We start from the raw sequence: 24,494 nt of genomic DNA, 5'->3' as shown, positions 1-24,494 counted from the left end.
ATCATCCTCACTCCGACTCGGGACGGGAAGCCGACCGCAGACGCTAGGGTGGTGGCGAGTGACACGGGGTGCCCGATCGCATGACGATCTCGGCTGAGAACACACCCGTCGAACCTGATCTAGTTCGTACTAGCGAAGGGATGTCGCGAATGAGCATTCGCACACCGCAGCAGTCTGCCCACCTGTCCACCGACGCACTCGTCGCCGCGTCCGCCGCGCTCCTCGACCGCTTGCGTGAGCGCACACCGCTCGTGCAGTCGATCACCAACGCGGTGGTGACGAACTTCACCGCCAACGTGCTGCTCGCCGCCGGCGCAGCACCGGCGATGACCGACATCCCGAGCGAGGCCGGACCGTTCGCCCGCATCGCGTCCGGGCTCCTCGTCAACCTCGGCACACCGCAGGCCGAACAGCGCGTCGCGATGATCGAGGCCGCCACGGCCGCGAACGACGCCGGCACACCGTGGGTCCTCGACCCCGTCGCCGTCGGGTTCCTGCCCGTGCGCACGGCGCTCGCCGCAGAACTCCTGGCGCTCCGCCCCACGATCGTGCGAGGGAACGCGAGCGAGATCATCGCGCTCGCCGGCCTGGGCGCTGGCGGTCGCGGCGTCGACAGCACCGATTCGGTCGACAGCGCCATCGAGGCGGCCACGAGCATCGCCCGCGCGTCGGGAGCGGTCGTCGCCGTCTCAGGACCGACCGACGTCATCACCGACGGGGACCGTGTCGTGCGCTGTTCGAACGGCCATGCGTGGCTCACGCTCGTCACGGGCGGCGGGTGCGCGCTCGGGGCGGTGTTCGCCGCCTACGCCTCGCTCGACGACGACCGCCTGCTGACCACGGTCGCGGCGACCACCGCCTACACGATCGCCGCTCAGCAGGCTGCGGCGACGGTGCAGGGGCCCGGCAGCTTCGCCCCGGCGTTCCTCGACCGTCTGCACCTCCTCGACGCGTCCGCCGTCCGTGAGCTTGCGGTGATCGCATGAGTGCGACGACCGGATCGACCGTCGACGCCGCCCGTTCGCACGCCGAACTCGTGCGCCGCGGGCTCGCGACCTACCTCGTCACGGACGCAGCCGCGAGTGGCGACCGCGGCGTCCTCGACGTCGTGCGACGCGCAGTCGACGGCGGGGCGACGGCGGTCCAGGTGCGTGAGAAGCACGCCAGCGCACGTGAGCTGTTCGAGCTGACGGTGCGCGCGGCGGACGTGGTCGCGGGGCGCGCGCTCCTCCTCGTCGACGACCGGGTCGACGTCTTCCTCGCGGCGCGGTCCGCAGGAGCCGTCGTGCACGGCGTCCACGTGGGGCAGAGCGACCTGCCGGTCGACGCGGTCCGCCGGATCGTGGGCGAGGCCGCCGTCGTCGGGCTGACCGCGAACACGGCCGCCCATCTCGATGCCGTCGCGGCTCTGCCCGCTGGAACCGTGGACTACCTCGGGGTCGGGGTCATCCGTCCGACGCTCACGAAACCCGACCACCCGGCACCGCTCGGCATCCGGGGGTTCGCCGCGATCGCCGGCTCGACCGAGCTGCCCTGCGTCGCGATCGGTGGGGTGGCCCTTGCCGACACCGCTGCGCTCCACGCCGCCGGTGCTGCGGGTCTCGCGGTCGTCTCCGCGATCTGCGGGGCCGAGGATCCCGCCGTCGCCGCGCGGGCGTTCGGCGACGCGTGGGCTGAGGCGTCAGCATGAGTGAACTGACCACCGACGCGACCGCACCGACGTCCACGCACCGCACGATCACGACCCGGTCGGTGCCGCGGGTGCTCAGCATCGCTGGCACCGACCCGACCGGCGGGGCCGGCATCCAGGCAGACCTCAAGAGCATCGCAGCCAACGGCGGGTACGGCATGGCCGTCGTCACGGCGCTCGTCGCGCAGAACACGCACGGGGTGCGGAGCGTCCACACGCCGCCCGCGGCGTTCCTGCGTGAGCAGCTCGACGCCGTCGCCGCCGACGTCGCGATCGACGCGGTGAAGATCGGGATGCTCGGTGACGCGGCGATCATCGAAGCGGTGCGTATGTGGTTGCAGACGACCGAGACGGGTCCCGTCGTCCTCGACCCCGTCATGGTGGCCACGAGCGGTGACCGCCTGCTCGAGAGCGACGCAGAGGCCGCCATGCGCGCACTCCTGCCGCTCGTCGACCTCGTGACGCCGAACCTGCCTGAACTCGCTGTGCTCGCTGAGGGCCCCGTGGCGACCACCTGGTCGGATGCGCTCGCGCAAGCGCACGCCGTCTCGGAACGCTCCGGCACCATCGTCCTCGTCAAGGGCGGCCACCTGTCCGACCCCCGCTCCCTGACCGACTCTCGGTCCCCGAGCTTGTCGAAGGGCGCGGAGTCGGCGGCGTGTCCCGACGCGCTCGTCGACGCAGCAGGGCGACTCGGCGATGGTCGCACCCTTGTCGAGTTCAGTGGGCCGCGGGTCCCGACCCGCAACACGCACGGAACGGGCTGCTCACTGTCGAGTGCGATGGCGACGCTCGCCGCGCGTACCGGGTCGTGGGCGTCCGCGCTCTCATCGGCGAAGGCCTGGCTCACGTCGAGCCTGCAGCATGCCGACGCGCTCGAGGTCGGTACGGGCAACGGGCCGATCAACCACTTCGCGGACCTTTGGGCTGCCGGTGGGCTGGGTGACCCGGCCGCGCGCGGCGCCGCGATCACGGATGCCTGGTGGGAGGAGATCGTCGAGCTCAGGACCCGCATCGATCAGCTGCCGTTCGTCGTCGCCCTCGCGGACGGCACGCTCGATCCCGCGCGCTTCGCCTGGTACCTGCAGCAGGATGCGATCTATCTGCGTGCCTACTCACGTGTCCTCGCCCGGGCGAGCGCACTGGCCCCCACCCCCGACGAGCAGGTGTTCTGGGCGAAGGGCGCTGCGAGCTCGATCGAGGCGGAGATGGAGCTTCACCGTACGTGGCTGAGCACGTATGCCGTGGCGGGCATGGACGTCGCGCCGTCGAGCACCACGACCGCGTACCTCGACCATCTGCACGCGTCCACGGTCACCGGCGACTACGGCACCGTGGTGGCCGCGCTGCTGCCGTGCTACTGGATCTACCAGGACCTCGGTGAACGTCTCGTGGGGTCGTCGCACGCCGGACATCCGTTCGCCGCGTGGCTTGACACCTACGCCGATCCGTCGTTCGCCGTCGCCAACCGGCGGGCGGTCGAGATCGTCGGGCTCACCGCAGCCCGCGCCGACGCGGACGCGCTCGAGTCGATGCGGGCGGTGTTCCTGGCGTCGTCGGCGCACGAGGAGGCGTTCTTCGCCGAGCCGCTACGATGATGGGCGGATCGACCGGAGCGGTCGCGGATCACGAGGAGAGGCCACCATGCTGACGAGCAACGAGTACTTCGACGGCAATGTGAAGTCGATCGGCTTCGCGACGAACGAGCCGGGTGCCGAGACCGCGAGCGTCGGCGTCATGGCGCCGGGCGAGTACACGTTCGGGACCGGGAAGGCCGAGGAGATGACGGTGATCGCAGGCAAGCTCCGCGTGCTGCTGCCCGGCACCTCCGCGTGGCAGGACTTCGGTCCGGGCACCCAGTTCAGTGTTCCCGGAAGCAGCAGCTTCCAGCTCGAGGTCGAGGTCGCCACGGCGTACCTCTGCCGGTACCTCGACGCGTAGGATCGCCGGCCGTCGTCGGGTTCAGGGACCGGATGCGGTCTACTCCTCGGTGACCTCGAGGGTGAAGACCACGGTTGAGCCGTCGGAGCCGTTCTTCAGTGTCACCTCGGTGGTGCCGGCGGCGAGCGGCTGCAGCCCCGGGTTGAACGTCGCTCCGCCGCGGGTACCACCTGCGACGAACTCCGCGATGGACGGATCCGCGATCGTCGCCGTCCACGCCTTCGGGTCCACGGCGACGAGGTCCACCACGTTGTCGAGGCCGACGGTCACCGTGCGACCGTCCTGATCGGCGAGCTGCACGATGATCGGAGCGATGACACCGGCGTCGCTCGCCGAACTCTGCGCCGACGATGATCCGGCGCCGTCCGAGCACGCGCTCGTGCCGAGGACCGCTCCCAGGACGACGATCATGGTCAGGGTTCGGGTGACGCTGCGCATGGTGGTCCTCTCTCGGCGTGGCCTCACCCTATCGCTGAGTGGTGGCGGTCGTCAGACCTGGCGCGCGAGCTCGGCCGATCCCGCGGTGAGGCGCCCGTCCTGCATGACGAGGACCTGGTCCATGCGGTCGAGATGGGTGCGGTCGTGGGTGACGAGCAGGGTGGCTGCCCCGGACGTCGCGGTCAGCTCGAGGATGAGGTCGATGATCGCCGACCCGCGTTCGTGGTCGAGTGCGCTCGTCGGTTCGTCGACGACGAGCGCATCCGGTTCGTTCATGAGCGCTCTGGCGATGTTGACGCGCTGGCGTTGACCACCGGAGAGCTGGTGGGGCCGTTTGTCGGCCTGGTCGGCGAGTCCGACGGCGGCGAGGAGTTCCGCAGCCCGATCGCGGGTGGCCGTACGGCTCGCCCGGGAGGTGCGGCCGCCGAGCGCATGCAGGGCGCACAGCTGTTCCGTCGCGGTGAGCGAGGGCAGCAGGTTCGACTGTTGGAAGACGATGCCGAGTCGTGTCCTGCGGAAGTCCGTCGCGGCTTTCGGCGAGAGCGCGGCGACGTCCACGCCGGCGACCTCGACGCTGCCGCTGTCCGGACGGATGAGCCCGGCGGCGACCGCGAGGACGCTCGACTTCCCGGACCCCGACGGGCCGGTGAGTGCTGCGACGGTTCCCGCGGGGACGAGCAGGCGTGCGCGGTCGACCGCGGTGATGCGGCCGTCGCCGTCGGGGAAGGTGAGGGTGACGTCGGTGAGCTGGATCATGCGGTGCCTCCTGCGATGCGGGTGGTCGGAATGGACGAGCGGATGGGTGCCCGAGTGATCATCGGTTGCCGCCGAGCGCGGTGAGGGGATCGGCCGACAGGATCGAGCGGAGCGCGAATGCCGCCCCGACGAGGCCGAGCACGACCATGACGACGCCCGGGACGAGGGTGGTCAACGGGCTCAGGACGAATGGGAGTGCGCTCCCCGCCGCGGCACCGAGGACGGCGGTGAGTCCGATACCGAGCCCGACGCCCAACACGAGGAGCACGAGAGCCTGCCCGAGCGCGTCGACGGTCAGCCGACCGGTCGTCGCACCGAGCGCCTTGAGGATCGCGACGTCTCCTGCGCGTTGGATGGTCCAGACGGTGAAGAAGGCGCCGATCACCAGCGCGGAGATGCCGAACAGCATCGCGACCATCATGAGCAATGAGCCGATCTCGGAGCGGAAGGAACCGATGGCGAGGAGCGACGACAGCACGTCCTTCGAGACGGTGCCGGTCTGCTGCTCGGCCGCTGCGACGTCGGTCGCATCCGAGTTGCCGGTGATGGCGAGTGCGGTCGCGCCGTCAGCCGGTGCTCCCATCGACGACTGGACGGCCTGCCAGTCGGACAGTCCGGTCCAGACGACCGGCGTGTGGCTGTACCACTGGTCGTCGACGACGGCGGCGACCTCGAAGGTCGTGCCGCCGAGTGACACCGTGTCGCCCTCGGTGACGTGGAGCGCCTCGGCAGCGCTGCGGCTGACCCGAACGGTGCCGTCGGTCAGTCCGTCGGCGGGAGAGCCGTGAGCCGCAGCACCGTGTTCAGCGACCCCGAACACCGAGACCGCGGTGCGCGCGTCGTCCGTGGTCATGCGCGTCTGACTGATCCCGAGCTCCTGGACCCGCTCGACCCCGGGAAGCTCAGCCCACGCCGTCGCGGCGTCGGGGTCGAGTGCGGAGTCGGCGAAGCTCACCTGCTCGTCGTCGCTCGGCGCGGCGAGGACGATGCTCGACGCACCGAGTCCCGTGATCGCCGAGATGTTCTGGTTCGCGAGCCCGGCGGTCAGGCCGCTCAGGAATCCGACGAGCAGGGTGATGAGCGTGACGACCGCCCCGATCAGCACGAAGCGACCGGTGGCGAAGCGCATGTCGCGCCAGGCGACGAACATGGGATCTCCTTGTGCGCCGCCCGACGGAGTCTTCGTGGTGCAGCACCATTCCATGCTCGCGAGCGGGCGGGTGCCGGTCATCGTCTACCCGGACGGTCCTCCGGACCCGTCGGGTGGAGGCGACGTTCCACCTTTCTGATGATTCGCGGCGGCGGGCTCACGCGTACGCTGGGCGGATGACGCACTCGGCTCTCAGCCCCGTGTTCACCGCCCTCAGGCTCGGTCTGCACGCCCTCGTCGTCGCGCTCATCGCGCTCGTGGTCCTGCGTGCCCTCACGCTCGGCGGGCCGACGGAGATCGCGGCGATCGTGCTCGCGGTCGTGATGCTGTCGACGTACGCCGCCGGGACGCTGCTGGCGCGACGTGCCCGCTCGGTCCCGGTGCCCGACGGTGCTCGTCACCATGGATCCGCCGTGTTCGTCTGGCTCGCCGTGCTGACCGTCGAGTGGATCGTCCTCGTGCTGCTCAGCCCGGACGCGGCCTATCTCGTCTTCCCGCTGTTCTTCCTGTATCTGCACCTGCTCCCGCGTGCGGTCGCCGTCCCTGCCGTCGTCGTGTCGACCGGTGCGGCGATCGTCGCGATCGGTGTGCACTCCGGCTTCAGCGTCGGAGGGGTCATCGGGCCGCTCGTCGGTGCCGCGGTCGCCGTCGCGATCGGACTCGGCTACGAGGCGCTCGCCCGCGAAGCCGTCGAACGTGAACGGTTGATCGCCGAGCTCGTCGCCGCGCGGGAGGAACTCGCCGCTCGGGGACGTGAGGCGGGGAAGCTCGCTGAACGGGAACGGCTCGGGGCCGAACTGCACGACACCGTCGCCCAGGCGCTGTCGAGCATCCAGCTCCTCCTGCACGCCGCTGAGCGCACGGCGACTCCGGACGGCGGCGGTGTCGCCGACACGGAGCAGCTGCGATCGCACCTCGCACTCGCGCGCGAGGCTGCGGCGACGGCACTGGCCGAGACGCGGGGATTGATCGACGAACTGAGCCCGCCGGCGCTTGTCGGCTCCACCATCGCGGACGCGCTCGAGCGCGTCGCCAGCACGACGAGCGCGCAGAGCGGCGTGCCCGTCGTCGTGACGGTGACGGGGGAGCCGATCTCGCTGAGCACTCCGGTGACCACGGCGCTCCTCCGGGTCGCCCAGAGCAGCCTCGCGAACGTCGTGCAGCATGCGGGCGCGAGCCGAGCCGACGTCACCCTGAGCTACCTCGACGAGGAGGTGATCCTCGACATCGACGACGACGGTGTCGGGTTCGCGCCGGAGCGACTCGGTGAGCGCGAGGCCGGCGGCTCGTTCGGGCTGGTGTCGATGAGACGACGGATCACCGAGCTCGGTGGTGACGTCGAGGTGCGGAGCGCGCCTGGGACGGGCACGACGGTCACCGTGCGGTTCGCCGAACGCCCGGACACGGAGGGATGAGCGGATGACTGAGCAGAGCGTGGAGACCGGCGAGGGCGGTGGCGTGCGGCCGATCCGGGTCGTCATCGCGGACGACCACCCGATCGTCCGAGCCGGGCTCGTCGCGGTGCTCGCCCCCATCCACGACGTGTCCGTGGTGGGAACGGCCGCGACGGCTGCTGAAGCGGTCGCGGCAGCCCCGACCGCCGACCTCGTGCTGATGGACCTGAGCTTCGGCGACGGGCCCACCGGCATCGACGCGACACGGCAGATCACGGCGCTGGCGGGCGGCCCCGCCGTGCTCGTCCTCACGAACTACGACTCCGACGCCGACATCCTCGGGGCGATCGAAGCGGGAGCCGCGGGCTACCTGCTGAAGGACGCGGCACCCGAAGCGCTCATCGACGGCATCCGTTCGGCGGCCGCAGGGAACTCGGTGCTCGGTCCTGCGGTCGCGACACGGCTCGTTGCGCGCGTGAGTGCGCCGCAACAGGCGTTGAGCGGGCGAGAGATCGAGGTGCTCGCCGCTGCCGCCGAGGGACTGACGAACCTGGAGATCGCCGGCAGGCTGCACGTCGGCGAGACGACCGTGAAGTCGCACCTCGCCCACATCTACACGAAGCTCGACGTCTCCAACCGGTCGGCGGCGATCGCCGCTGCCCAGCGCGCCGGCCTGTTCCGCTCCAGGTGAGCGACGTTGGTCAGCGCCCCTTCGTCTCCTCGTAGGCGGCGAGGGCGGCCTGGCGCGTCTGGCCGAGGTCGACGATCGCTTCCGGGTAGTCGGGCGTCCCGTACTCGGGCACCCAGCGCCTGATGTACGCGTCGTCCGGGTCGAACCGCTCTCGCTGACGCTCCGGGTTGAAGATCCGGAAGTAGGGGGAGGCGTCGAAACCGCTGCCGGCGACCCACTGCCAGTTGAACGGGTTCGAGGCGGGGTCCGCGTCGACGAGTGTGTCCCAGAACCAGTCCTCGCCGAGTCGCCAGTGGATGAGGAGGTTCTTCGTGAGGAACGACGCCACCACCATCCGCACCCGGTTGTGCATCGTGCCGGTCGTCCAGAGTTCGCGCATGCCGGCGTCGACGAGCGGCACGCCGGTGTGGCCCGTCGTCCACGCGGTGAAGGCCTCCTGGTCGACGTCCGGCCACGGGAAGTGGTCGAACGACTCGCGCCAGTTCTTCGTGGCCAGTTCCGGGAAGGCGAAGAGGCAGTGGTAGGCGAACTCCCGCCAACCGACCTCCTTGAGGAACGTCGCGCCGTCATCGCCGAGGTGTCGGCGCCCGTCGCGTGCCGCGTGCCAGATCTGCTGCGGGCTGATCTCCCCGAACCGGAGGTGCGGGGACAGGCCCGACGTCGCCGGGCGTGCGGGGAGGTCGCGTTCCTCGGCGTACCCGATGACGCCACCGTCGAGGAAGTCGGCCAGTCGTTCGTCGGCGCCGGCCTCTCCCGGAGTCCAGTGCTCGCGGAAGCCGGCCGCCCAGTCGGGGTGCGTCGGCAGAAGGCTCCACGACTCGAGCGCGTCGCCGGACGGCGCACCGTCGAGACCGGCGAGCGCCTCAGGTGCGGCGAGCGGATGCCGCGGCGGGTGGGTGGCGTGGCGGTCGAGGCACGCCTTCCAGAACGGCGTGAACACCGAGTACGGGTTGCCCTGTCCGGTGACGACCTCCCACGGCTCTGCCAGGAGGTTCGCTCCGAAGCTGCGTGCGTCGAGGCCGGCGTCCTTCAGCGCGGTCTTGATCCCGGCGTCGATCTCGCGCTCGGCCGCACCGTATCGCCGGTTCCACAGCACAGCGCCGGCACCGATCGCGGCGGCGAGTTCAGGGACGATCGACGCCGCAGCCCCGGATCGCAGCACCAGCGACCCACCGAGTGCAGCGATGTCCGTGCCGAGGGCGTCGAGACTGTGGTGCAGCCACCAGCGCGAGGCGCCGCCGAGCGGACGGAGGGACTCGCTGTCGTCGAGGACGTAGAGGCAGAGGATCGGTGCGCCGAGGTGGACGGCGGCGGTCAGGGCGGGATTGTCGGCAAGGCGGAGGTCGTCTCGGAACCAGACGATCGTCGGAGCAGCGGCCATCACGTCAGCCTACGGGGTGGCGTCACCCGGACCGTCGGGGTTGCGCCGACGCGCTCCGCCCTCCTCCGGTCCCGTCAGTGCTTCTCCGGTCCGGTCAGTCCGTGTCCCGTCCCCGAGTCCTTTTGCCTGACCCTGAGCCTGTCGAAGGGCGCCCCTGCACTGAACGGCCGCCTCAGCTCAGCGCTGCTTCCCGGTCGAGCAGCGAGCGCTTCACGTCGAGGCCCCAAGCGAAGCCGCCGAGGCTGCCGTCGGTCCTGAGCACCCGGTGGCACGGCACGAACAGGGCGGGCGCATTGGTCGCGCAGGCGCTCGCCGCAGCACGGACGGCCGACGGTCGGCCGCTCGCCGCAGCGAACTCGGTGTAGGTGACGGGTCGGCCGGCGGCGATGGTCCGGAGGACGGTCCACGCGTGGGTGCGGAACGGTCCACCGAACTGTGCGACCGGGACGTCGTCGATGGCGGTCAGCTCGCCGTCGTAGTACGCGACGACGGCCTCGGCGGCGGCGATGACACCCGGCGTCGTCCCGATGGGCCGGTCGGCGGGCCGAATGCGTTCCAGCATCGTCTGCTGGTCGGCCGACCATCCCGAGGCGAGCACGGCGCCGTCCTCCCTGGCGAGGATGGTGAACGGGCCGTCGGGGGTGTCGAGCGTCTGACTGATCGCGGTGAGACGTGTCGGAGCGCCCTTCGACACGCTCAGGAACCGGGTGTCGATCGCGGGGGAGGAGGTGATCGTGGTCATGCTGCTGGGCCTTTCTCGAGAGCTGCGGGGGTGGCGGTCGCGGCCGGTTTGGTCGCCGCCTTCCAGAGATGGAGGCAGAGGTAGGAACGCCACGGGGCGAATGCCGAGGCTTCTGCGGTGAGCGTGCGCGCGTCGTCCGGGAGTCCCAGGCGGCCGGCCCCGGTCCGCACCGCGACATCGCCCGGGAGGAACACGTCGGGGTTGCCGAGCACGCGCATGCTCACGTAGTCGGCGGTCCACGGGCCGATGCCCTTCATCGCGAGCAACCGGGTGCGGAGATCGTCGCGGTCGTCGCCGAATCCGATCGTCAGCTCCCCGCGGGCCAGCGCTTCCGCCACACCGATCACACTCTCGATGCGCGCCCTCGGGCCCACGAGGGCGGCGCGTCCGCCGGTGGCGACCTGGGTCGCGGTCGGGAAGAGGCGATGGAGTCCGTGCCGCTCCGGGACCACGGTGCCGACCTCCTCGGCCAGCCGTCGCAACTGCGTGCGTGCGGCGGCGACGGTGATCTGCTGGCCGACCATGGCGCGGAACAGCATCTCCTCCGGGTCGACGGCACCGGGCAGACGGATGCCAGGGGTGGCCTCGACGGAGGCGGTGAGGCGCGGATCGGTGGCGACGATCGCGTCGGCAGCAGCCGGGTCGGCGTCCAGGTCGAAGAGGCGCCGCACTCGTGAGACGAGCACGGGGAGGTCGGCGAGATCGGTCACCTCCGCGGTGAGGATGAGGTCGTCGCGGACGAGTCTGACGTCGAACCACGCTGAGCCCCCTGGGAGGGCGAGCAGACGCGAGTAGTGGTCGGGGCCAGCGAGCTCGACCCCCTCGACGGCGCGAGGGGCGAGCCAGGAGAACACTCCCGCCGCGTCGAACGGACGTCGGTACGGCAGGGCCAGGGTGATCGATCCGGGTTCCTGTCCGCCACTGACGCGATGCTTCGCACGGAGCTGGCCCGGGGTCAGTTCGAACACCTCCTGGATGGTGTCGTTGAACTGCCGGATGCTGGAGAACCCGGCGGCGAAGGCGATGTCGCTGAACGACAGATCGGTGCCGGTGAGTAGCTGGCGGGCTCCCTGGGCGCGGTGCGCGCGTGCGAGGGCGAGTGGCCCGGCGCCGAGTTCCGCGGTGAGCACGCGGGTCAGGTGACGGGTCGAGTAACCGAGGCGGGTGGCGAGGCCAGGCACGCCCTCGCGCTCGACGACGCCGTCGGCGATGAGGCGCATGCTGCGGGCGGCGACGTCGTTACCGAGATTCCAGGCGGGCGTCCCGGGGACCGCTTCGGGCAGGCATCGCTTGCAGGCGCGGAAGCCGGCTTCGTGCGCTGCGGCGCTCGTCGCATAGAAGGTGACGTTCTCCGGTTTCGGGGTGCGCGCCGGGCAGGACGGGCGGCAATAGATGCCCGTGGAGCTCACGGCGGTGATGAACTGCCCGTCGAAGCGCTGATCCCTGGCCTGGATGGCCCGATAGCGTTCTGCGAAGTTCATGCTTCGAGTCTTGCACGCGGCATCGGAGTCGACTAGCGGAAATCGGACACGACAGTGGGCGGCTCCGATCGGGTCGTCAGCTGCCGCGGAGCTTGTCGCTGAGGGCCGCGAGCTGGGCCATCTCCTCGGGGCTGAGCGACGTCGTGACGCGTTCGGCGATCGTCGTGCCGTGTTTCACGGCCACCTTCCGGAACACCTCGTAGCCTTCGTCGGTCATGCGGACGTACGTACCGCGACCGTCTTCCGGGTCGGGGCACTTGCCGACGAGTCCGCGGGCGGCGAGGCGGTCGATGAGGCGGCTGATGCTCGGCTGGGACAGCAGGACACGCGAGTTGAGATCGCGCAGTCGGATCCGGCGCTCGGGTTCACGGGACATCGTGTGGAGCACGTCGTACTCGTTCAAGGAGATGCCGTGCGCGGGGAAGTCGTGGGATAGGTGACGCATGACGTCCACCTGGGCGCGGAAGAGTGCCTCCCATGCGGCGACCGCGAGTCGTCTGTCGTCCATGCTGCCTCCCGGTGGTGTCCGACGATCCACTACCTGAATCTAGCCTGGACGGCGACCCGATGGTGCCTCAGCGCTTGCGGGTGGGAGGTGCGGACATGACGAGAGCCGGTCGCAGAGGCTACGACCGGCTCTCTTTCCCTTGCACCAAGAGTGTCCTGCAATCACATTCCGTCAGCTGCCACAGCAAAACAACTAACGTTCCAAAACCATATAACGGATCGGTAACGAGCGGTAGTTATCAATCCGTTATTTTTGCTGGGAGTTGCCCGAGTGACGCTACGCGACCGGAGTCATCGGCGTACGAGCTGCGTGAGTGAATGCTCGTCTCGCGCGCGGTAGCCGTCTCGGATACCGCATGGCGGACGCTACGGGATCCGCGGGATCGCGATCGGCGCTACGTCTCCGTCGAAATCGATCGGTGCGCCGATCTTCGAGCACTGACCTGCGATGTAGTCGCGTTCGTTCGTCAGTGAGCGCTCGAACGCTGCGCGAGCCGCCTCCGACGGCGTTGACCAAGCGGAGGTGAACGACGTGATTGAGACGCCGAGCATTGCTGCAACGTCGGTCGATGCTCCAGGGTCGGACTGTAAGTCCTCCCATTGCTGCTTCAGCTGATCCGCGGCGGCGACCATTGCTTCGGTATCCGGCGAGGTGTCATCCCGAACCGAGGTGAACTCGTCCCACGACGCTTCATAGGCAGAGCATGTCTCGGCCTGCAGCTCGGGGTCGATGCTGCAGGCTGAGCATGCGAACGCGGTACAGACGACGAGCGCGGTGCCTGCCGAAAACCGGAGGGCGCCGCGCGTGCGGTGGTTTACGGCCACACCGTCACGATGCCTTGATTGTAGAAGAGGGTGCACGCGCGGTGCTTTCGTGCATCGGATGTGATCTGGAAGATGTTGTGACAGGTGTAGTAGTTCGTCACCCAGGAAACGCATTGAGCGCCGTGGACGTAGTCGCAGGGTTTTCTTGAGTCTCCCATTGTGGCATCGGTCACTGAGCCCACGTTGGGGGCAATCGTGACCACTGCGCTGGACGCTCTTGATTCGTCGCCTGTGGCCGTTGCTGTTGAGTCGGCGTTCGCAGGTGTTCCCAGAGTTGGCCCGAGGGCAAGTGCCCCGGCAAGGATCGCGGTCGCGATGAGCTGAATCTTCATTGATATTTCCTGACTGTCCCCGCGGGTTGCGGCGGCACGTCGAACAAACTAGCAGGGTAACCTACTTAAATTCAAGATTCTTTATTCTTATCGCACACTTGTGGTCTGGCTGAGAGCGGTCCCACATCGCTGATCACCGCGCGCGCCGCAGCCACCGAGGCGTGTCAGAGCGATGCACCCGAGCAGAGGTGGAACGACGTCTCGGAGCGCGAGAGCGTCCTCCGCCGATTTCCGGCCACTGAATCTGGATCCCGAACGGGCCCGGTTGTGTGCCCGCCCGTCCGAACGGCGCGCTGAGCTGATGTGCGTGCTCGTCGGCTGCGGGATCAGCCCGCAGGGGCGATGTCGACGACGCGGACGGTGATCGCCCGCTCGCCAGCGGCGTCGAGAGCGGGGAGCGCGTCAACGATCGCGTCGTGGACCGCGTGGGCGACAGCGGGTGCCGACTGTTCCTCGGAGACCGCGATGTTCGCCTCGACCGTCGTCTTCCCGCTCGAGCGCTTGACGTTCACCCGTGCTGCGGGGGTGTTCGAGCCGATCAGCACGCCGATCGACTCCTTCGCCGCGCGCAGGAGCGTCGGTTCTGCGGCCGTCAGTCCGACGACGCCCGGCACGCCCTCGATGATCTCGTCGAGCGCGAGTGCGAGCTCGCGGACGTCGTCGCCCTGGTTCGTCGTCTCACTCATCGGCCGTCGGCTCCTGCCCGGTCTCGTCGGATTCGAAGTGCAGGTCGTCGACCACGATGTCGAGGCCGGCGAGGACGAGGTCGGTGTGCTGATGGATGCTCGCCGACGCCTCCTCGCGGAACTGCGCGATGGCATCCGCCACCGAGCGGCCCCAACCGATGCTCACGGTCACGCGCAGCCTGATCGGCTCACCGAGGGTCGTCACATCGCCCTCGAGGACGCAGCGTCCGACGAGGATGCCCGGGGTGCGATCGCCGGCGCCGCGGACGAGTCCGCGAACGGTCCCCTCCGTGATGACGAGCGTCGCCTGCTCCGGAGCTTCGGCGAACGGGATGTCGCGCCCGGCCTTCGCCTCGCGCCCGATGTTCTCCATGATTCCGCGGATCCAGCCCTGGTCCAGGGTCGTGACCGCGGCCTCGTCGGCCGCCAGGAGTGGAGCCGCGAGCGAACGCACACGACGGAGCGAACGCAGCACCCGCTGGCATTCGGGGGAGTCGTCGATCGTCGGATCGGCCGGTTGCATGTCGCGGTCGAGGTAGTCGCTCAGGGCGTCGATGCCGTGGGCGCAGCCGCCAGCCACGAGCTGGTCCGAGCCCGGATCATCGTCGTTCATCGCCACCCCTCCATCTCTCGTACGAGTGTCGTGCGTGCGCGGGCGAGACTGCCCCGAACGCTCGCGACGGTCTGCCCCAGCTGTTCGGCGATCTCCTCGTACGAGTATCCGCCGATCTCCCTGAGGACCCAAGCCTGCTGTTGGCCGGCCGGCAGTCGGTCGAGCGCTGCGGACAACGCTCCCAGCTGCGAGGACGCCTCGGCCTTGCGCTCCGGGCCGTCGCGCTCCGGGGCCTCGATGATCGCGTCGTCAGTGGACTCGGTGTCCTTGCGCTGGCGCATGAGGTCGATCGCGCGACGACTCACGATCCGCATGAGCCAGCTCTTCACCGTGGCGCCGTCCTCCAGGGTGTCGATGCGCTTCCACGCGGAGATGAGCGCCTCCTGCACGACGTCGTCGCCGTCGGCGGCCGAACGGGTGAGTCTCACCGCATACGCCTTCATCATCCGGCCGTAGCGGTTGATGATCACTTCGAACGCCCTGGTGTCGCCGTCGACGCAGCGCTCGACGAGGGTGCGGTCGGTCGCGTGTTCCAGAAGCCCGCCTGCGCTGCGCACCGAGTCGGCCGCCACCATCGAGCCTCCACCGTCGTCGTTCCAGCACCGAATCAAAGTTGTACGGGGTTCCCTGTATCCGACCGTGACATCTCCGGTACGAGCTCCGTCTCACTACTGTAGGCACAGAGAGCAGGTCCACGCGACCGCCTCACGAAGGAGACGCAGGATGCACAGATTCCAGTCCGACCCGGACGCGACGGCGGGTGGTGAAGAGGTTCCCGGCACCACGACCGTGCAGGACTCGGTCGTCGGCAAGGTCATCGGCCTCTCCGCTTCCCGAGTCTCGGGCGTGTACGCGCTCGGCGACGTCACGACCCGCGCGATCGGCGTGCTGCGCGAGGTGCTCGGTCAAGCCGACCTCTCGCAGGGTGTGAGCGTGACGAACGACGACGGGACGATCTCCGTCCAGGCCGTCATCGTCGTCGAGTACCCGCACCCCGTGCAGGAGGTCGCTGCCGAGGTTCGCAGCGAGATCGCGAACGCGATCACCGTCCTGCTCGGCATGACCATCGGGGAGATCGACGTCACCGTCAACGACGTCCACGTCACCGAGATCGACCCGGTCGACGCGGACGCCGCGAATCAGACCACCGAAACCACGACAGAGGAGACCCCACGATGAAGCGTCTGAACCTGCGGCTGCCCGGCTTCTCCGCTTCGCCGGAGGATCGCGAGGCGCGGCGTGCCAAGCATGAGGAGGCCAAGCGCCAACAGGCTGCTGCGAAGGAAGCCGTATCGAAGGCGCCCTCTGCAGCGGCCATCGCCGCGCTGCGCCCCTCCGCACCGAGCGTTCGCATCAACGCGTTCCGTATCGGCCTCGTCGGTGGCATCGGCGTCCTCGTGGCGCTGTTGCTCGGCAGCATCGTGTCGACACTGAGCACGACGCTCATCTATGTCGGCGTGGCGCTGTTCCTCGCTCTCGGCCTCGACCCGCTCGTCTCCTGGCTCGAGAAGAAGGTGCCGAGGCCGCTCGCCATCGCCATCGTCTTCCTGGTCGTCATCGGCGCGTTCGTCGGCATCATCTTCGCGATCGTGCCGTTGCTCGTCGAGCAGATCACCAACCTCGTGAACGACTACCCGAAGATCTCCCAGCAGTTCCTGAACAGCGACTTCGTGGCCTGGGTGCAGAGCACGGTCGGTAGCAGCTTCGACATCGACTCCGCGCTCTCCGACGTGTTCGCCTTCTTCAAGGACCCGAACAACCTGCTGAACATCGGCGGCGGCATCGTCGCGGTGGGTGCTGGTGTCGCGTCGGGCATCACCGGCGCGATCATCGTCCTCATCCTGACCCTCTACTTCCTCGCGTCGCTGCGCTCGATGAAGTCGGTCACCTACCGCTTCGTCCCCGCCTACCGTCGCGAGGGCTTCGCTCAGGTCACGGAGGAGATCACCCAGGCGGTCGGCCGGTACGTGGTCGGACAGATCAGTCTTGCGCTCGTCAACGGTGTGCTGAGCTTCATCTTCCTGAGCATCATCGGTGCACCGTTCCCGCCGCTCCTCGCCCTGCTCGCCTTCATCGGGTCGATGATCCCGCTCGTCGGAACCCTGAGCGCCTCGATCGTGAACAGCGCCCTCTGCCTGTTCATCTCGCCGCAGGTGGCACTCATCGCGATCATCTACTACCTCGTCTACATGCAGGTCGAGGCGTACATCCTGAGCCCGCGCATCATGAACCGCGCGGTCGCCGTACCGGGTGCACTCGTCGTCATCGCGGCGTTCGGCGGTGGCGCACTCGGCGGCATCCTCGGGGCCCTGGTCGCGATCCCGGTGGCCGCCTCGGTCATCATCATCGTGCAGAAGGTGGTCTTCCCGAGCCAGGACGCGAAACTCGTCCCGGAGCACAAGCTCGGTGACGCGGAGACCCCGGCCGCGGTGAAGCCGTCCGCCGGTTCGAAGTCGGCGGTGCAGTGATGACGGCGGCTTCCTTCCCGGCACTCGCGCTCGGAGCGTTCGCCGTGTCGGGTGCGTTCGGTGTCGCCGCTCAGGCCGCGGGGTTCGTCGGTGAGGTCGACATCCCCACGATCTCCGTGACCCCGTATCAGGCCATCGGTATCCCGATCGCGCTCGTCGGCGCATTCTTCCTCGCGGTCGGGACGCAGCTGCAGTCGCGAGGCGTCGGCAAGGTCGAGGCGGCGTCGTCGGCGTTCGGGCTCAAGCAGATCCCGAAGCTGCTCGGTCGCCCGTCCTGGCTGATCGGTACCCTGCTCCTCGGCCTCGCCATCGTGTTCCAGCTCGTCGCGCTGGCGTTCGCGCCGCTCATCGTGGTGCAGCCGCTCGGTGCGATCGCCCTCGTCATCACCGCGTTGCTGAACGCACGCGTGACGAAGGTGAAGGTCAGCAAGGAGCAGATCCGCGCGATGGTCCTGTGCGTCGCCGGCATCGGTCTCTTCGTCATCGTCGCCGCGCTGTACGCGGTGGAGGAGCCCATCCGTCAACCGCAGCTCATCATCATCCTGATCATGCTGGCTGTCGTGACGATCGGACTCGGTGCCGCGTACGCGCTCTGGCGTCGAAAGCTGCACACGGTGTTCTACGTGGTCGCGGCCGGTGTGCTCTACGGTTTCGTCGTGACCCTCGCGAAGGTCGTCATCAACCGCGTCATCACGCAGAACTTCGAGGGTCTCACCGTCGTGGGCATCATCGGACTGCTCACCGCAGCAGCTCTCGGTGGCTTCTTCGTGCAGAAGGCGCATCAGAGTGGCCAGCCCGACCTCGTGGTCGCCGGCCTGACGGTCGTCGATCCGCTCGTCGCGGTCGGCATCGGCATCGTCGTGCTCGGTGAGGCCTCGAACGCACCCTGGTACGCGCTGGTCGCCTTCGTCGTGGCCGGAGCGATCGCCGTCTACGGCGTCTGGACCCTCGCGATGCGTCCGATCCCGGCGCCTGGTGAGCGGCCCCGCGTGAAGTAGCGGCCCGGCCGTTCGACAGGCTCAGAGAACGGATGTCCGTTCACTGGGCCTGTCGTGTTTCCCGAGGCGAGCATGGACCCGGCGCCGGGCGTGTGCCGTGGGCCTCCGAGCTGAACGGGGGGTCCCCGGACGTCGCGCCCGTCCTCGAACGCCGCGCTCTCCCCGAGCGTGTCGAGGGGCGGCTCAGAACAGGTCGGGCGACGGCGTGCTGGCGTAGCGGATCGAGACGTCAGCGTGGCGGTCGAAGCGGTAGCCGACGCCACGGACGGTGCGAACGATGTCCTCGTAGCGGCCGAGCTTCGCGCGGAGGCGACGGACATGGACGTCGATGGTGCGTTCGTTCGGCACCTCCTCCTCGTCGCCGGCCTTCCACAGCGAGGAGATGAGTTCGGCGCGCTCGATGGTCCGGCCCTCGCGCAGCACCAGGTACTGCAGCAGCTCGAACTCCTTGTACGTGAGCGGCGCTGCCTCATTGTCGAGGACGAGACGCTTGCGCGAGATGTCGACGACGACACCCGCGTGGGCGCGGTCCTGCTCCTCCTCGTCCGCGACCTCGTCACGGTGGGCGGCGAGTGCCGAGGGGTCTTGGAGGGCCAGGCGGACGACGTCGAGGTCGCGGCCACCTGCGCCGCGCGGCGCGAGGGCGACGGCGGCGTGCGTCTCGGCCTCCGGTGCGAACTGTGCGGTCAGCGCCTTGATCGCTTCGACGATCTCGCCGAGGCTCGTTCCGGCGGCCTGCGCCTTGGCCTCGTCGAGCCCGACGTAGAGGACGAAGCCGCGAGCTTCGGGCCCGGCCGGCACGGCGCGAACGTGCGGGGCAGCGCTGCGAGGGGTGTCCTCGACGGCGGAGAGCTGGCGGGCGGGGCGGGGGGTCTGAACGGCTGCAAGAGACATGAGCGGAAATCCTTGGAGATGATGATGCTGCTGGGCGAATCGTGCGCGATGCGCTTCGGTGATCCCGCCTGCCTGTGGGCAGTGATGCGGTCCCGCGATTCGGGAGGTGGCGCTGGGCCAGGGAGCGGACGGGGTTCGTCCGGGAGTCGGCTCACCGGGTGGGGGAGCGGCGGACTCGGCGGTGCTCAGAGCAGTGGCGACTGGAATCAGTGCCGGTGCTGGGGTCGGTTCAGCGACACATTCGACAGCACATGACAGCGCGGCCGGGCATCATCATGCCGGCATACCCTGGGGCCTCGAAGGAGGTCGGGGTGGGCGCGTTGGTCGTCATAGTTCGCAATACAACAGGATTCCCCCGGATCCTGTCAAGCGGATGCGTCAGATGACGTTTTATTGCGTGGGGATTGCCAGGTCGGCCCGGAATGACGAAGAGGCGGATCGTCGCTCCACTCGGGAGAACGACGATCCGCCTCATCTCGGCGGAACCTGGGTCAGACGACGCCGTAGAGGCGATCACCTGCGTCACCGAGGCCCGGGACGATGTAGCCGTTCTCGTCGAGCTTTTCGTCGAGGGCGCCCAGGACGATGGTGACGTCCTTACCGGCGGTCTCGGCCTCGAGACGCTCTATGCCCTCGGGGGCGGCGAGGAGACAGATGGCCGTGACGTGCATGGCGCCGCGCTGGAAGAGGAAGTCGATCGCCGCGGCGAGCGAGCCGCCGGTGGCGAGCATCGGGTCGAGGACGAAGCACTGACGGTCGGACAGGTCGTCCGGAAGGCGCTCGGCGTAGGTGGTCGGCTCGAGCGTCTCCTCGTTGCGCACCATGCCGAGGAAGCCGACCTCAGCCGTGGGAAGGAGCTTGACCATGCCCTCGAGCATGCCGAGGCCTGCGCGGAGGATCGGAACGACGAGCGGCCGGGGCTCGCTGATCCGGACACCGACGGTCTCGGTGACGGGTGTCTGGATGGTCACCTCTTCGACGGTCACCTCGCGCGTCGCCTCATAGGCGAGGAGCGTGACGAGTTCCTCCGTGAGGGCCCGGAACACGGGCGACGGGGTGGTCTTGTCACGCAGCACCGTGAGCTTGTGGGTGATCAGAGGGTGGTCGGCTACGTGCACTCGCATACGATCAATCTAGTCGCTCACGCGGCGGCCAGGATTTCGGGGAGATGACGGATGCACGCACCTGCGGAGTTCGCCGCGTGGATGGAGCTCGCGCTCGCTGAGGCGCAGGCCGCGCTCGCCACGGAGGACGTGCCTGTCGGCGCGGTGCTCGTCGCTCCCGACGGCTCGGTGGTCGCGGTGGGACGCAACGAGCGCGAGTTGCACACCGATCCGACCGCACACGCCGAGGTCGTCGCGATCCGCCGTGCTGCAGCCGCTCTCGACGACTGGCATCTCACTGAACTCACCCTCGTGGTGACGCTCGAACCCTGTGTCATGTGTGCCGGTGCGATCCTCGCAGCTCGCATCCCTCGGGTGGTCTTCGGCGCCTGGGACGAGAAGGCGGGCGCTGTCGGCTCGGTCTACGACGTCCTGCGCGACCGTCGGCTCCAACACCGCGTCGAGGTGTTCGCGGGCGTCGAGGCCGAGCGGTGCTCCCGGCTGCTCACCGACTTCTTCCGCGGCCCTGACGCCGACGCCGGCGGCGGTCTCTGAGTCGGTCGGAGGGCGCGCCGAGGTTCCGCGACCGGGTTCCCCGGCTCCCAGCATTCCCGGAGGCCGTTGTCGGCGGGTGATGGCAGGATCGCAGGATGCAACCCGGCGTGATCCTCGACATCGTCCTCGTCGTCATCCTGCTCGGATTCACGATCCGCGGGTGGCGCGCAGGGCTCCTCGGAAGCCTCGGCGGCATCGTCGGTCTCGCCGCCGGCGGGGTGGGCGCCTTCTTCGCGATCCCGCTCGTCGCGTCCTGGGTGCCCGACGCACAGTGGCGCGGTTGGGCGGCCGTCGGCGCTGCGGTCCTGATCCTCGGGATCGGGTACACCCTCGGTGCGCTCATCGGCGGAGCGATCGGCTCGGTCGTCCGCCAGACTCCTCTGCGCGGCCTCGAGCGGCTCCTCGGTGCCGCGCTCAACCTCGTGGTCACCGCGCTCGTCCTCGTGACGGCGGCGCTCGGCGTCGGCGCGCTCGGCATCCCCCTGCTGGCTCAGGCTGTCGGTTCGTCAGCGGTCATCGGCACGATCGACCGCGTCACGCCCGTCGAGGTGAAGAGCACGCTCGCACAGCTCCGGTCCACCGTCGTCGATGGCGGAGCCCAGCGTGTCATCGAAGCCTTCGGCGGGACGACGGACGTCCCAGCAGTCCCGCAGCTCGACACCTCGACGGCAGCACTGCAGACGGCAGCGCAGTCCGTCGTCCGCATCAGCGGCACCGCCGAGTCCTGCTCGCGCAGTCTCACCGGCAGCGGCTTCGTCTTCGCCGACGACCTCGTCATGACGAACGCGCACGTGCTCGCGGGCGTCACCGCCCCTGTCGTCGAGGTGCCCGGCGAGATGCCACGCGCCGGACGCATCGTGTACTTCGACCCGGTCGACGACCTCGCCGTGATCCGCGTCGACGACCTCGGCGCCCGCCCGTTGCCGCTCGTCGCGAATCCCGCGCCGGGCTCCACGGCGGTCGTCGCCGGCTACCCCTACGGCGGGCCGTACACCGCTGGCGGCGCGCAGGTCATCATCGTCGGCCCGAGCCTCGTCGCCGACATCACGGGCGCGAACCCCGCAAGCCGTCAGGTCATCACGCTGTCCGGATCGGTGCAGCCGGGCAACTCCGGTGGGCCGCTGCTCACCGAGGCGGGCGAGGTGACCGGCGTCATCTTCGCCCGCGACGCGAACTCGGCACCCATCGGCTACGCCCTGGCGATGGACGAGGTCCTGCCCGTCGTCGCCCTCGCCGACTCGCTCCAGGCCGCGGTGCCGTCGGGATCCTGCGTCGCCGGCTGAACCGCCCTGTCGGGCAGGTGCCGCGCCGCCCGCGCGTGCCTAGACTCGCAGGGTGAGTGAAACGATCAGCCTGCCCAGCATCGCCATCCTCGGAGCCGGTTCGATGGGAGGGGCCGTGTTGCGCGGTCTCGTCCAGCCGGGTGTCGAGGTCGACGGTGGCATCACCGTCACGAACCGCACCATCGCGAAGGCCGATGCCTTGGCCGAGCTGCCCGGAGTGACCTCCATCGCCCTCGAGCGGGAGCCCGACGGCAACCGTCGTGCTGCAGCCGCCGCGAAGATCGTGCTCGTCGGGGTGAAGCCGTACATGGTCGCGGAGCTGCTGGCCGAGATCGCCGATGTGCTGCAACCGGGCACGATCGTCGTGAGCCTCGCCGCCGGTATCCGCAGTGCCGCGTTCGAGGCAGCCCTCCCCGAGTCCGTCCCGGTGCTCCGCTCGATGCCGAACACCCCTTCCTATGTCGGTCTCGGTGTCACCGGGCTCGCCGCCGGGGCGCGATCGAGCGACGCGGACCTCGCGGTCGTCACCCGCCTGTTCGAGACGGTCGGTCAGGTCGTCGTCATCCCCGAGTCGCAGATCGACGCCCTCAGCGCCATCTCCGGTTCGGGGCCGGCTTACGTGTACTACCTCGTCGAGGAGCTGACACGCACGGCCATCGGCCTCGGGTTCACCCCGGAGCAGGCAGCGGTCATGGTGAACGGCACGTTCCGCGGTGCGACCGAGCTGCTGGCGAGCACGGGGGAGAGCCCTGAGCAGCTGCGGATCAACGTCACGAGCCCGAAGGGCAGCACCGAACGAGCACTCGCCGTCCTGGCGGACGCCGGCTTCCGTGAGACCTTCGACCGGGCCGCCGCAGCAGCCATCGCCCGTGCCCAGGAGATGTCCAACTCCTGAGCGGCCGCGCCGCCATCAGGTGAGGCGACGGATGAAGCAGCTGAGCTCCGGACGGTCGTCCCAGGAGGCGGCTGGCGCGAACCCGCTGCGCTCGTAGAGCGCGATCGCCGCCTCGCGCCACGACCAGACGGACAATCTCAGGGTTCGGTCGCCGCGCTCCGTCGCGAGTGTCGCAGCATGGTCGATGAGTGCGCCCGCGACGCCTCGTCGGCGCGCCGCGGGCGTGACCCAGAGTCGCTTGAGCTCGGGTTCCGGTCCGCCGGTCAGCACCACGCACCCGAGCAGGGTGGCACCGTCGGCCGCGAGCAGCACGGTCTGTCCGGCGAACGCCCGTGCGGGGTCCACGACTTCGGCGCGGTAGCGCTCCGGAAGCGCATCAGCCTGCGCCGATGCGGGTTCCGTCATCGTGCCACCCGTCGCCTTCTCGGCCTCGGTCTGCCGGTGATAGTCGAGCAGGAGGGCGGACAGCTCAGCACGGACCGCCGGCGCGGTCATCGACAGCGGGGCGACGATCACGGGGCCGTCACCCCGTCGAGCCCGAGGACCGACAGTAGCCGGTCGAGCCCGGCGAGCTGGGCCGCTGCGTCGTAACGTTCGTCGTCCGCTGTGCTGAGCGCGTTCGCGCCCTCGACGTAGGACACCAGGATCGTCGCGGTCGACACGACGTCGGTGGTGGAGAGCTCGGGGCGTATCGCGCCGACCAACCGTCTGGTGCGCTCCACGAACACCGTGTGGCCGGCGCGGTGCCGGGCGGCGAGCACGTCGTCGTCGAGGGCGGCAGCCAGATAGCCGAGCCACACGCGCGACTCCTGCCGCGCGACGTCGGTGAGTGAGAGTGCGTGGTGCAGGACTGTCCTGAGCGCCGCGGCCGACGAGTCGGCGGCCTCTTCGAGCGCGACGGTGCGCGCCGCCGTCCGCTCGTGGAGCAGGTCGCGGGCGTGCAGCAGGAGTGACCGCTTGTCGGGGAAGCGGTGCAGCACCAGGCCGGTCGTGCAGCCGGCCTGTGCGGCGACGGCGCGCAAGGTCAGGCCCTGTGGGCCGCGCTCGCCGAGCACCTCCCAGACTGCCTGGGAGATGCGCTCCTGCGCCGCTGGGTCCTTCGTTCTCGCCATGTTCTCGATCACCTCGAAACGCATGTTACCGTATCGTCTGTTACGGAATGCAGAGGATGGAGTCACATGGAGTTCAGCATCAGTCGGGTCGACTGGGACGACGAGGAGGGGACGCGCCTCCGCACGGCACAGCGCGCGGAACTCGACGCACGCTACGGGAGCGACGACCACGAGCCGGGAAGTCCTCCGACCGCCAGCGACATCGAGCTGTTCCTCGTCGCGACCGACCCCACGGGCCACGGCGTCGGCTGCGGTGGCCTGCGGCTGCTCGATGTCGAGCGGTCAGGACAGGACCGCTCGGCAGAGGTCAAACGCATGTACGTCGAACCGACCGCGCGGGGCACCGGTGTCTCCACGGCGATCCTGCGTGCGCTCGAGGCCGAGGCGCGCGCGCTGGGTCTGCGCAGGTTGCTCCTCGAGACGGGCACGGCCCAACCCGATGCGATGCGGTTCTACGAGCGCGAGGGCTACTCGCCCATTCCGAGCTTCGGCGCTTATGTCGACGAACCGCGCTCCCGCTGCTACGCCCGATCCCTCACCTGAACTCCTGTTCGGAATT

General features: G+C 69.3%; 29 protein-coding genes and 1 riboswitch. Of the genes, 13 read left to right on the top strand and 16 right to left on the bottom strand.

Features of this window, described 5'->3' with window-relative positions; all coding sequences use genetic code 11:
* Positions 1–54: 54 nt before the first annotated feature.
* Positions 55–158, top strand: a riboswitch (TPP riboswitch).
* From thiM to KXS11_RS08385, 4 genes are all read left to right on the top strand, one after another.
* A complete protein-coding gene (gene thiM / locus KXS11_RS08400) occupies positions 150–986 on the top strand; it encodes a hydroxyethylthiazole kinase (protein WP_437385106.1) in 837 nt (278 codons plus the stop codon). (Overlaps the previous riboswitch by 9 nt.)
* Positions 983–1,690, top strand: a complete 708-nt coding sequence (thiE, locus tag KXS11_RS08395; protein WP_437385105.1) for a thiamine phosphate synthase — start codon at positions 983–985, stop codon at positions 1,688–1,690. Before thiM ends, thiE begins: the two co-directional genes overlap by 4 nt.
* Positions 1,687–3,288 carry a bifunctional hydroxymethylpyrimidine kinase/phosphomethylpyrimidine kinase gene (locus KXS11_RS08390; protein ID WP_437385104.1) on the top strand — a complete coding sequence of 534 codons (1,602 nt, stop codon included), beginning with the start codon at positions 1,687–1,689 and terminating at the stop codon, positions 3,286–3,288. The genes thiE and KXS11_RS08390 overlap by 4 nt, the downstream gene beginning before the upstream one ends.
* A 46-nt stretch (positions 3,289–3,334) precedes the next feature.
* The gene (locus KXS11_RS08385; protein ID WP_437385103.1) at positions 3,335–3,631 is read left to right on the top strand and encodes a pyrimidine/purine nucleoside phosphorylase; all 297 of its coding nucleotides are present in this window, start codon (positions 3,335–3,337) and stop codon (positions 3,629–3,631) included.
* 39 nt (positions 3,632–3,670) lie between these two features.
* On the opposite strand, the gene KXS11_RS08380 is transcribed toward KXS11_RS08385, so the two are convergent.
* Genes KXS11_RS08380 through KXS11_RS08370 form a run of 3 tightly spaced genes read right to left on the bottom strand, consistent with a single transcriptional unit; the run spans position 3,671 to position 5,975 of the window.
* Entirely contained in the window at positions 3,671–4,069 is a 399-nt protein-coding gene (locus KXS11_RS08380) for a hypothetical protein (protein WP_437385102.1), read from the bottom strand.
* A gap of 51 nt (positions 4,070–4,120) precedes the next feature.
* A complete protein-coding gene (locus tag KXS11_RS08375; RefSeq protein ID WP_437385101.1) occupies positions 4,121–4,825 on the bottom strand; it encodes an ABC transporter ATP-binding protein in 705 nt (234 codons plus the stop codon).
* Between the two features lie 58 nt (positions 4,826–4,883).
* Positions 4,884–5,975 (bottom strand): FtsX-like permease family protein, encoded by a 1,092-nt coding sequence (locus KXS11_RS08370; RefSeq protein ID WP_437385100.1) that lies wholly within the window; start codon positions 5,973–5,975, stop codon positions 4,884–4,886.
* A gap of 176 nt (positions 5,976–6,151) precedes the next feature.
* On the opposite strand from KXS11_RS08370, the gene KXS11_RS08365 reads away from it, so the two are divergent.
* Entirely contained in the window at positions 6,152–7,390 is a 1,239-nt protein-coding gene (locus KXS11_RS08365; protein ID WP_437385099.1) for a sensor histidine kinase, read from the top strand.
* A gap of 4 nt (positions 7,391–7,394) precedes the next feature.
* Complete coding sequence (locus tag KXS11_RS08360; protein WP_437385098.1) at positions 7,395–8,060, top strand: response regulator; 666 nt, start codon at positions 7,395–7,397, stop codon at positions 8,058–8,060.
* Between the two features lie 10 nt (positions 8,061–8,070).
* Here the strand turns inward: KXS11_RS08360 and KXS11_RS08355 are convergent, their stop codons facing one another.
* From KXS11_RS08355 to KXS11_RS08315, 9 genes are all read right to left on the bottom strand, one after another.
* Positions 8,071–9,441, bottom strand: a complete 1,371-nt coding sequence (locus KXS11_RS08355) for a cryptochrome/photolyase family protein (protein ID WP_437385097.1) — start codon at positions 9,439–9,441, stop codon at positions 8,071–8,073.
* Between the two features lie 172 nt (positions 9,442–9,613).
* Positions 9,614–10,183 (bottom strand): methylated-DNA--[protein]-cysteine S-methyltransferase, encoded by a 570-nt coding sequence (locus KXS11_RS08350; protein WP_437385096.1) that lies wholly within the window; start codon positions 10,181–10,183, stop codon positions 9,614–9,616.
* Positions 10,180–11,664 carry an AlkA N-terminal domain-containing protein gene (locus KXS11_RS08345; protein WP_437385095.1) on the bottom strand — a complete coding sequence of 495 codons (1,485 nt, stop codon included), beginning with the start codon at positions 11,662–11,664 and terminating at the stop codon, positions 10,180–10,182. Before KXS11_RS08345 ends, KXS11_RS08350 begins: the two co-directional genes overlap by 4 nt.
* Before the next feature lie 76 nt (positions 11,665–11,740).
* Positions 11,741–12,172 carry a MarR family winged helix-turn-helix transcriptional regulator gene (locus KXS11_RS08340; protein WP_437385094.1) on the bottom strand — a complete coding sequence of 144 codons (432 nt, stop codon included), beginning with the start codon at positions 12,170–12,172 and terminating at the stop codon, positions 11,741–11,743.
* Between the two features lie 365 nt (positions 12,173–12,537).
* A complete protein-coding gene (locus KXS11_RS08335) occupies positions 12,538–12,723 on the bottom strand; it encodes a hypothetical protein (protein ID WP_437385093.1) in 186 nt (61 codons plus the stop codon).
* A 263-nt stretch (positions 12,724–12,986) separates the two neighbouring features.
* Positions 12,987–13,328 (bottom strand): hypothetical protein, encoded by a 342-nt coding sequence (locus tag KXS11_RS08330; RefSeq protein WP_437385092.1) that lies wholly within the window; start codon positions 13,326–13,328, stop codon positions 12,987–12,989.
* A gap of 326 nt (positions 13,329–13,654) precedes the next feature.
* Positions 13,655–14,014, bottom strand: coding sequence for a hypothetical protein (locus tag KXS11_RS08325; RefSeq protein WP_437385091.1), 360 nt, complete (start codon positions 14,012–14,014; stop codon positions 13,655–13,657).
* A complete protein-coding gene (locus KXS11_RS08320; RefSeq protein WP_437385090.1) occupies positions 14,007–14,627 on the bottom strand; it encodes a hypothetical protein in 621 nt (206 codons plus the stop codon). The genes KXS11_RS08325 and KXS11_RS08320 overlap by 8 nt, the downstream gene beginning before the upstream one ends.
* Positions 14,624–15,202: an RNA polymerase sigma factor gene (locus KXS11_RS08315; protein WP_437385089.1), complete on the bottom strand. Its 579-nt coding sequence runs from the start codon at positions 15,200–15,202 to the stop codon at positions 14,624–14,626. The genes KXS11_RS08320 and KXS11_RS08315 overlap by 4 nt, the downstream gene beginning before the upstream one ends.
* Before the next feature lie 148 nt (positions 15,203–15,350).
* Between KXS11_RS08315 and KXS11_RS08310 the strand changes: the two genes are divergently transcribed.
* Genes KXS11_RS08310 through KXS11_RS08300 form a run of 3 tightly spaced genes read left to right on the top strand, consistent with a single transcriptional unit; the run spans position 15,351 to position 18,093 of the window.
* Positions 15,351–15,806: an Asp23/Gls24 family envelope stress response protein gene (locus tag KXS11_RS08310; protein ID WP_437385088.1), complete on the top strand. Its 456-nt coding sequence runs from the start codon at positions 15,351–15,353 to the stop codon at positions 15,804–15,806.
* The gene (locus KXS11_RS08305; RefSeq protein WP_437385087.1) at positions 15,803–17,095 is read left to right on the top strand and encodes an AI-2E family transporter; all 1,293 of its coding nucleotides are present in this window, start codon (positions 15,803–15,805) and stop codon (positions 17,093–17,095) included. Before KXS11_RS08310 ends, KXS11_RS08305 begins: the two co-directional genes overlap by 4 nt.
* Entirely contained in the window at positions 17,095–18,093 is a 999-nt protein-coding gene (locus KXS11_RS08300; RefSeq protein WP_437385086.1) for a DMT family transporter, read from the top strand. Before KXS11_RS08305 ends, KXS11_RS08300 begins: the two co-directional genes overlap by 1 nt.
* Before the next feature lie 183 nt (positions 18,094–18,276).
* Here KXS11_RS08300 and KXS11_RS08295 read toward each other — a convergent pair whose 3' ends face one another.
* Both KXS11_RS08295 and upp read right to left on the bottom strand, forming a co-directional pair.
* Entirely contained in the window at positions 18,277–18,987 is a 711-nt protein-coding gene (locus tag KXS11_RS08295) for a winged helix-turn-helix domain-containing protein (protein ID WP_437385085.1), read from the bottom strand.
* A gap of 491 nt (positions 18,988–19,478) precedes the next feature.
* Positions 19,479–20,111 (bottom strand): uracil phosphoribosyltransferase, encoded by a 633-nt coding sequence (upp, locus tag KXS11_RS08290; protein ID WP_437385084.1) that lies wholly within the window; start codon positions 20,109–20,111, stop codon positions 19,479–19,481.
* 51 nt (positions 20,112–20,162) lie between these two features.
* On the opposite strand from upp, the gene tadA reads away from it, so the two are divergent.
* From tadA to proC, 3 genes are all read left to right on the top strand, one after another.
* Entirely contained in the window at positions 20,163–20,645 is a 483-nt protein-coding gene (gene tadA / locus KXS11_RS08285; protein WP_437385083.1) for a tRNA adenosine(34) deaminase TadA, read from the top strand.
* A 95-nt stretch (positions 20,646–20,740) separates the two neighbouring features.
* Positions 20,741–21,928, top strand: coding sequence for a MarP family serine protease (locus KXS11_RS08280; protein ID WP_437385082.1), 1,188 nt, complete (start codon positions 20,741–20,743; stop codon positions 21,926–21,928).
* Between the two features lie 52 nt (positions 21,929–21,980).
* Positions 21,981–22,823: a pyrroline-5-carboxylate reductase gene (proC, locus tag KXS11_RS08275; protein WP_437385081.1), complete on the top strand. Its 843-nt coding sequence runs from the start codon at positions 21,981–21,983 to the stop codon at positions 22,821–22,823.
* A gap of 15 nt (positions 22,824–22,838) precedes the next feature.
* Here proC and KXS11_RS08270 read toward each other — a convergent pair whose 3' ends face one another.
* Positions 22,839–23,339, bottom strand: coding sequence for a GNAT family N-acetyltransferase (locus KXS11_RS08270; RefSeq protein ID WP_437385080.1), 501 nt, complete (start codon positions 23,337–23,339; stop codon positions 22,839–22,841).
* Positions 23,336–23,935: a TetR/AcrR family transcriptional regulator gene (locus tag KXS11_RS08265; RefSeq protein ID WP_437385079.1), complete on the bottom strand. Its 600-nt coding sequence runs from the start codon at positions 23,933–23,935 to the stop codon at positions 23,336–23,338. Before KXS11_RS08265 ends, KXS11_RS08270 begins: the two co-directional genes overlap by 4 nt.
* A gap of 66 nt (positions 23,936–24,001) precedes the next feature.
* On the opposite strand from KXS11_RS08265, the gene KXS11_RS08260 reads away from it, so the two are divergent.
* Positions 24,002–24,478 carry a GNAT family N-acetyltransferase gene (locus tag KXS11_RS08260; RefSeq protein ID WP_437385078.1) on the top strand — a complete coding sequence of 159 codons (477 nt, stop codon included), beginning with the start codon at positions 24,002–24,004 and terminating at the stop codon, positions 24,476–24,478.
* The last annotated feature ends 16 nt before the right edge of the window (positions 24,479–24,494 follow it).

The organism is Plantibacter flavus (genome assembly GCF_051487245.1).
Lineage (GTDB): Bacteria > Actinomycetota > Actinomycetes > Actinomycetales > Microbacteriaceae > Plantibacter > Plantibacter flavus_B.
This window is presented reverse-complemented; position numbering and strand designations above follow the sequence as displayed.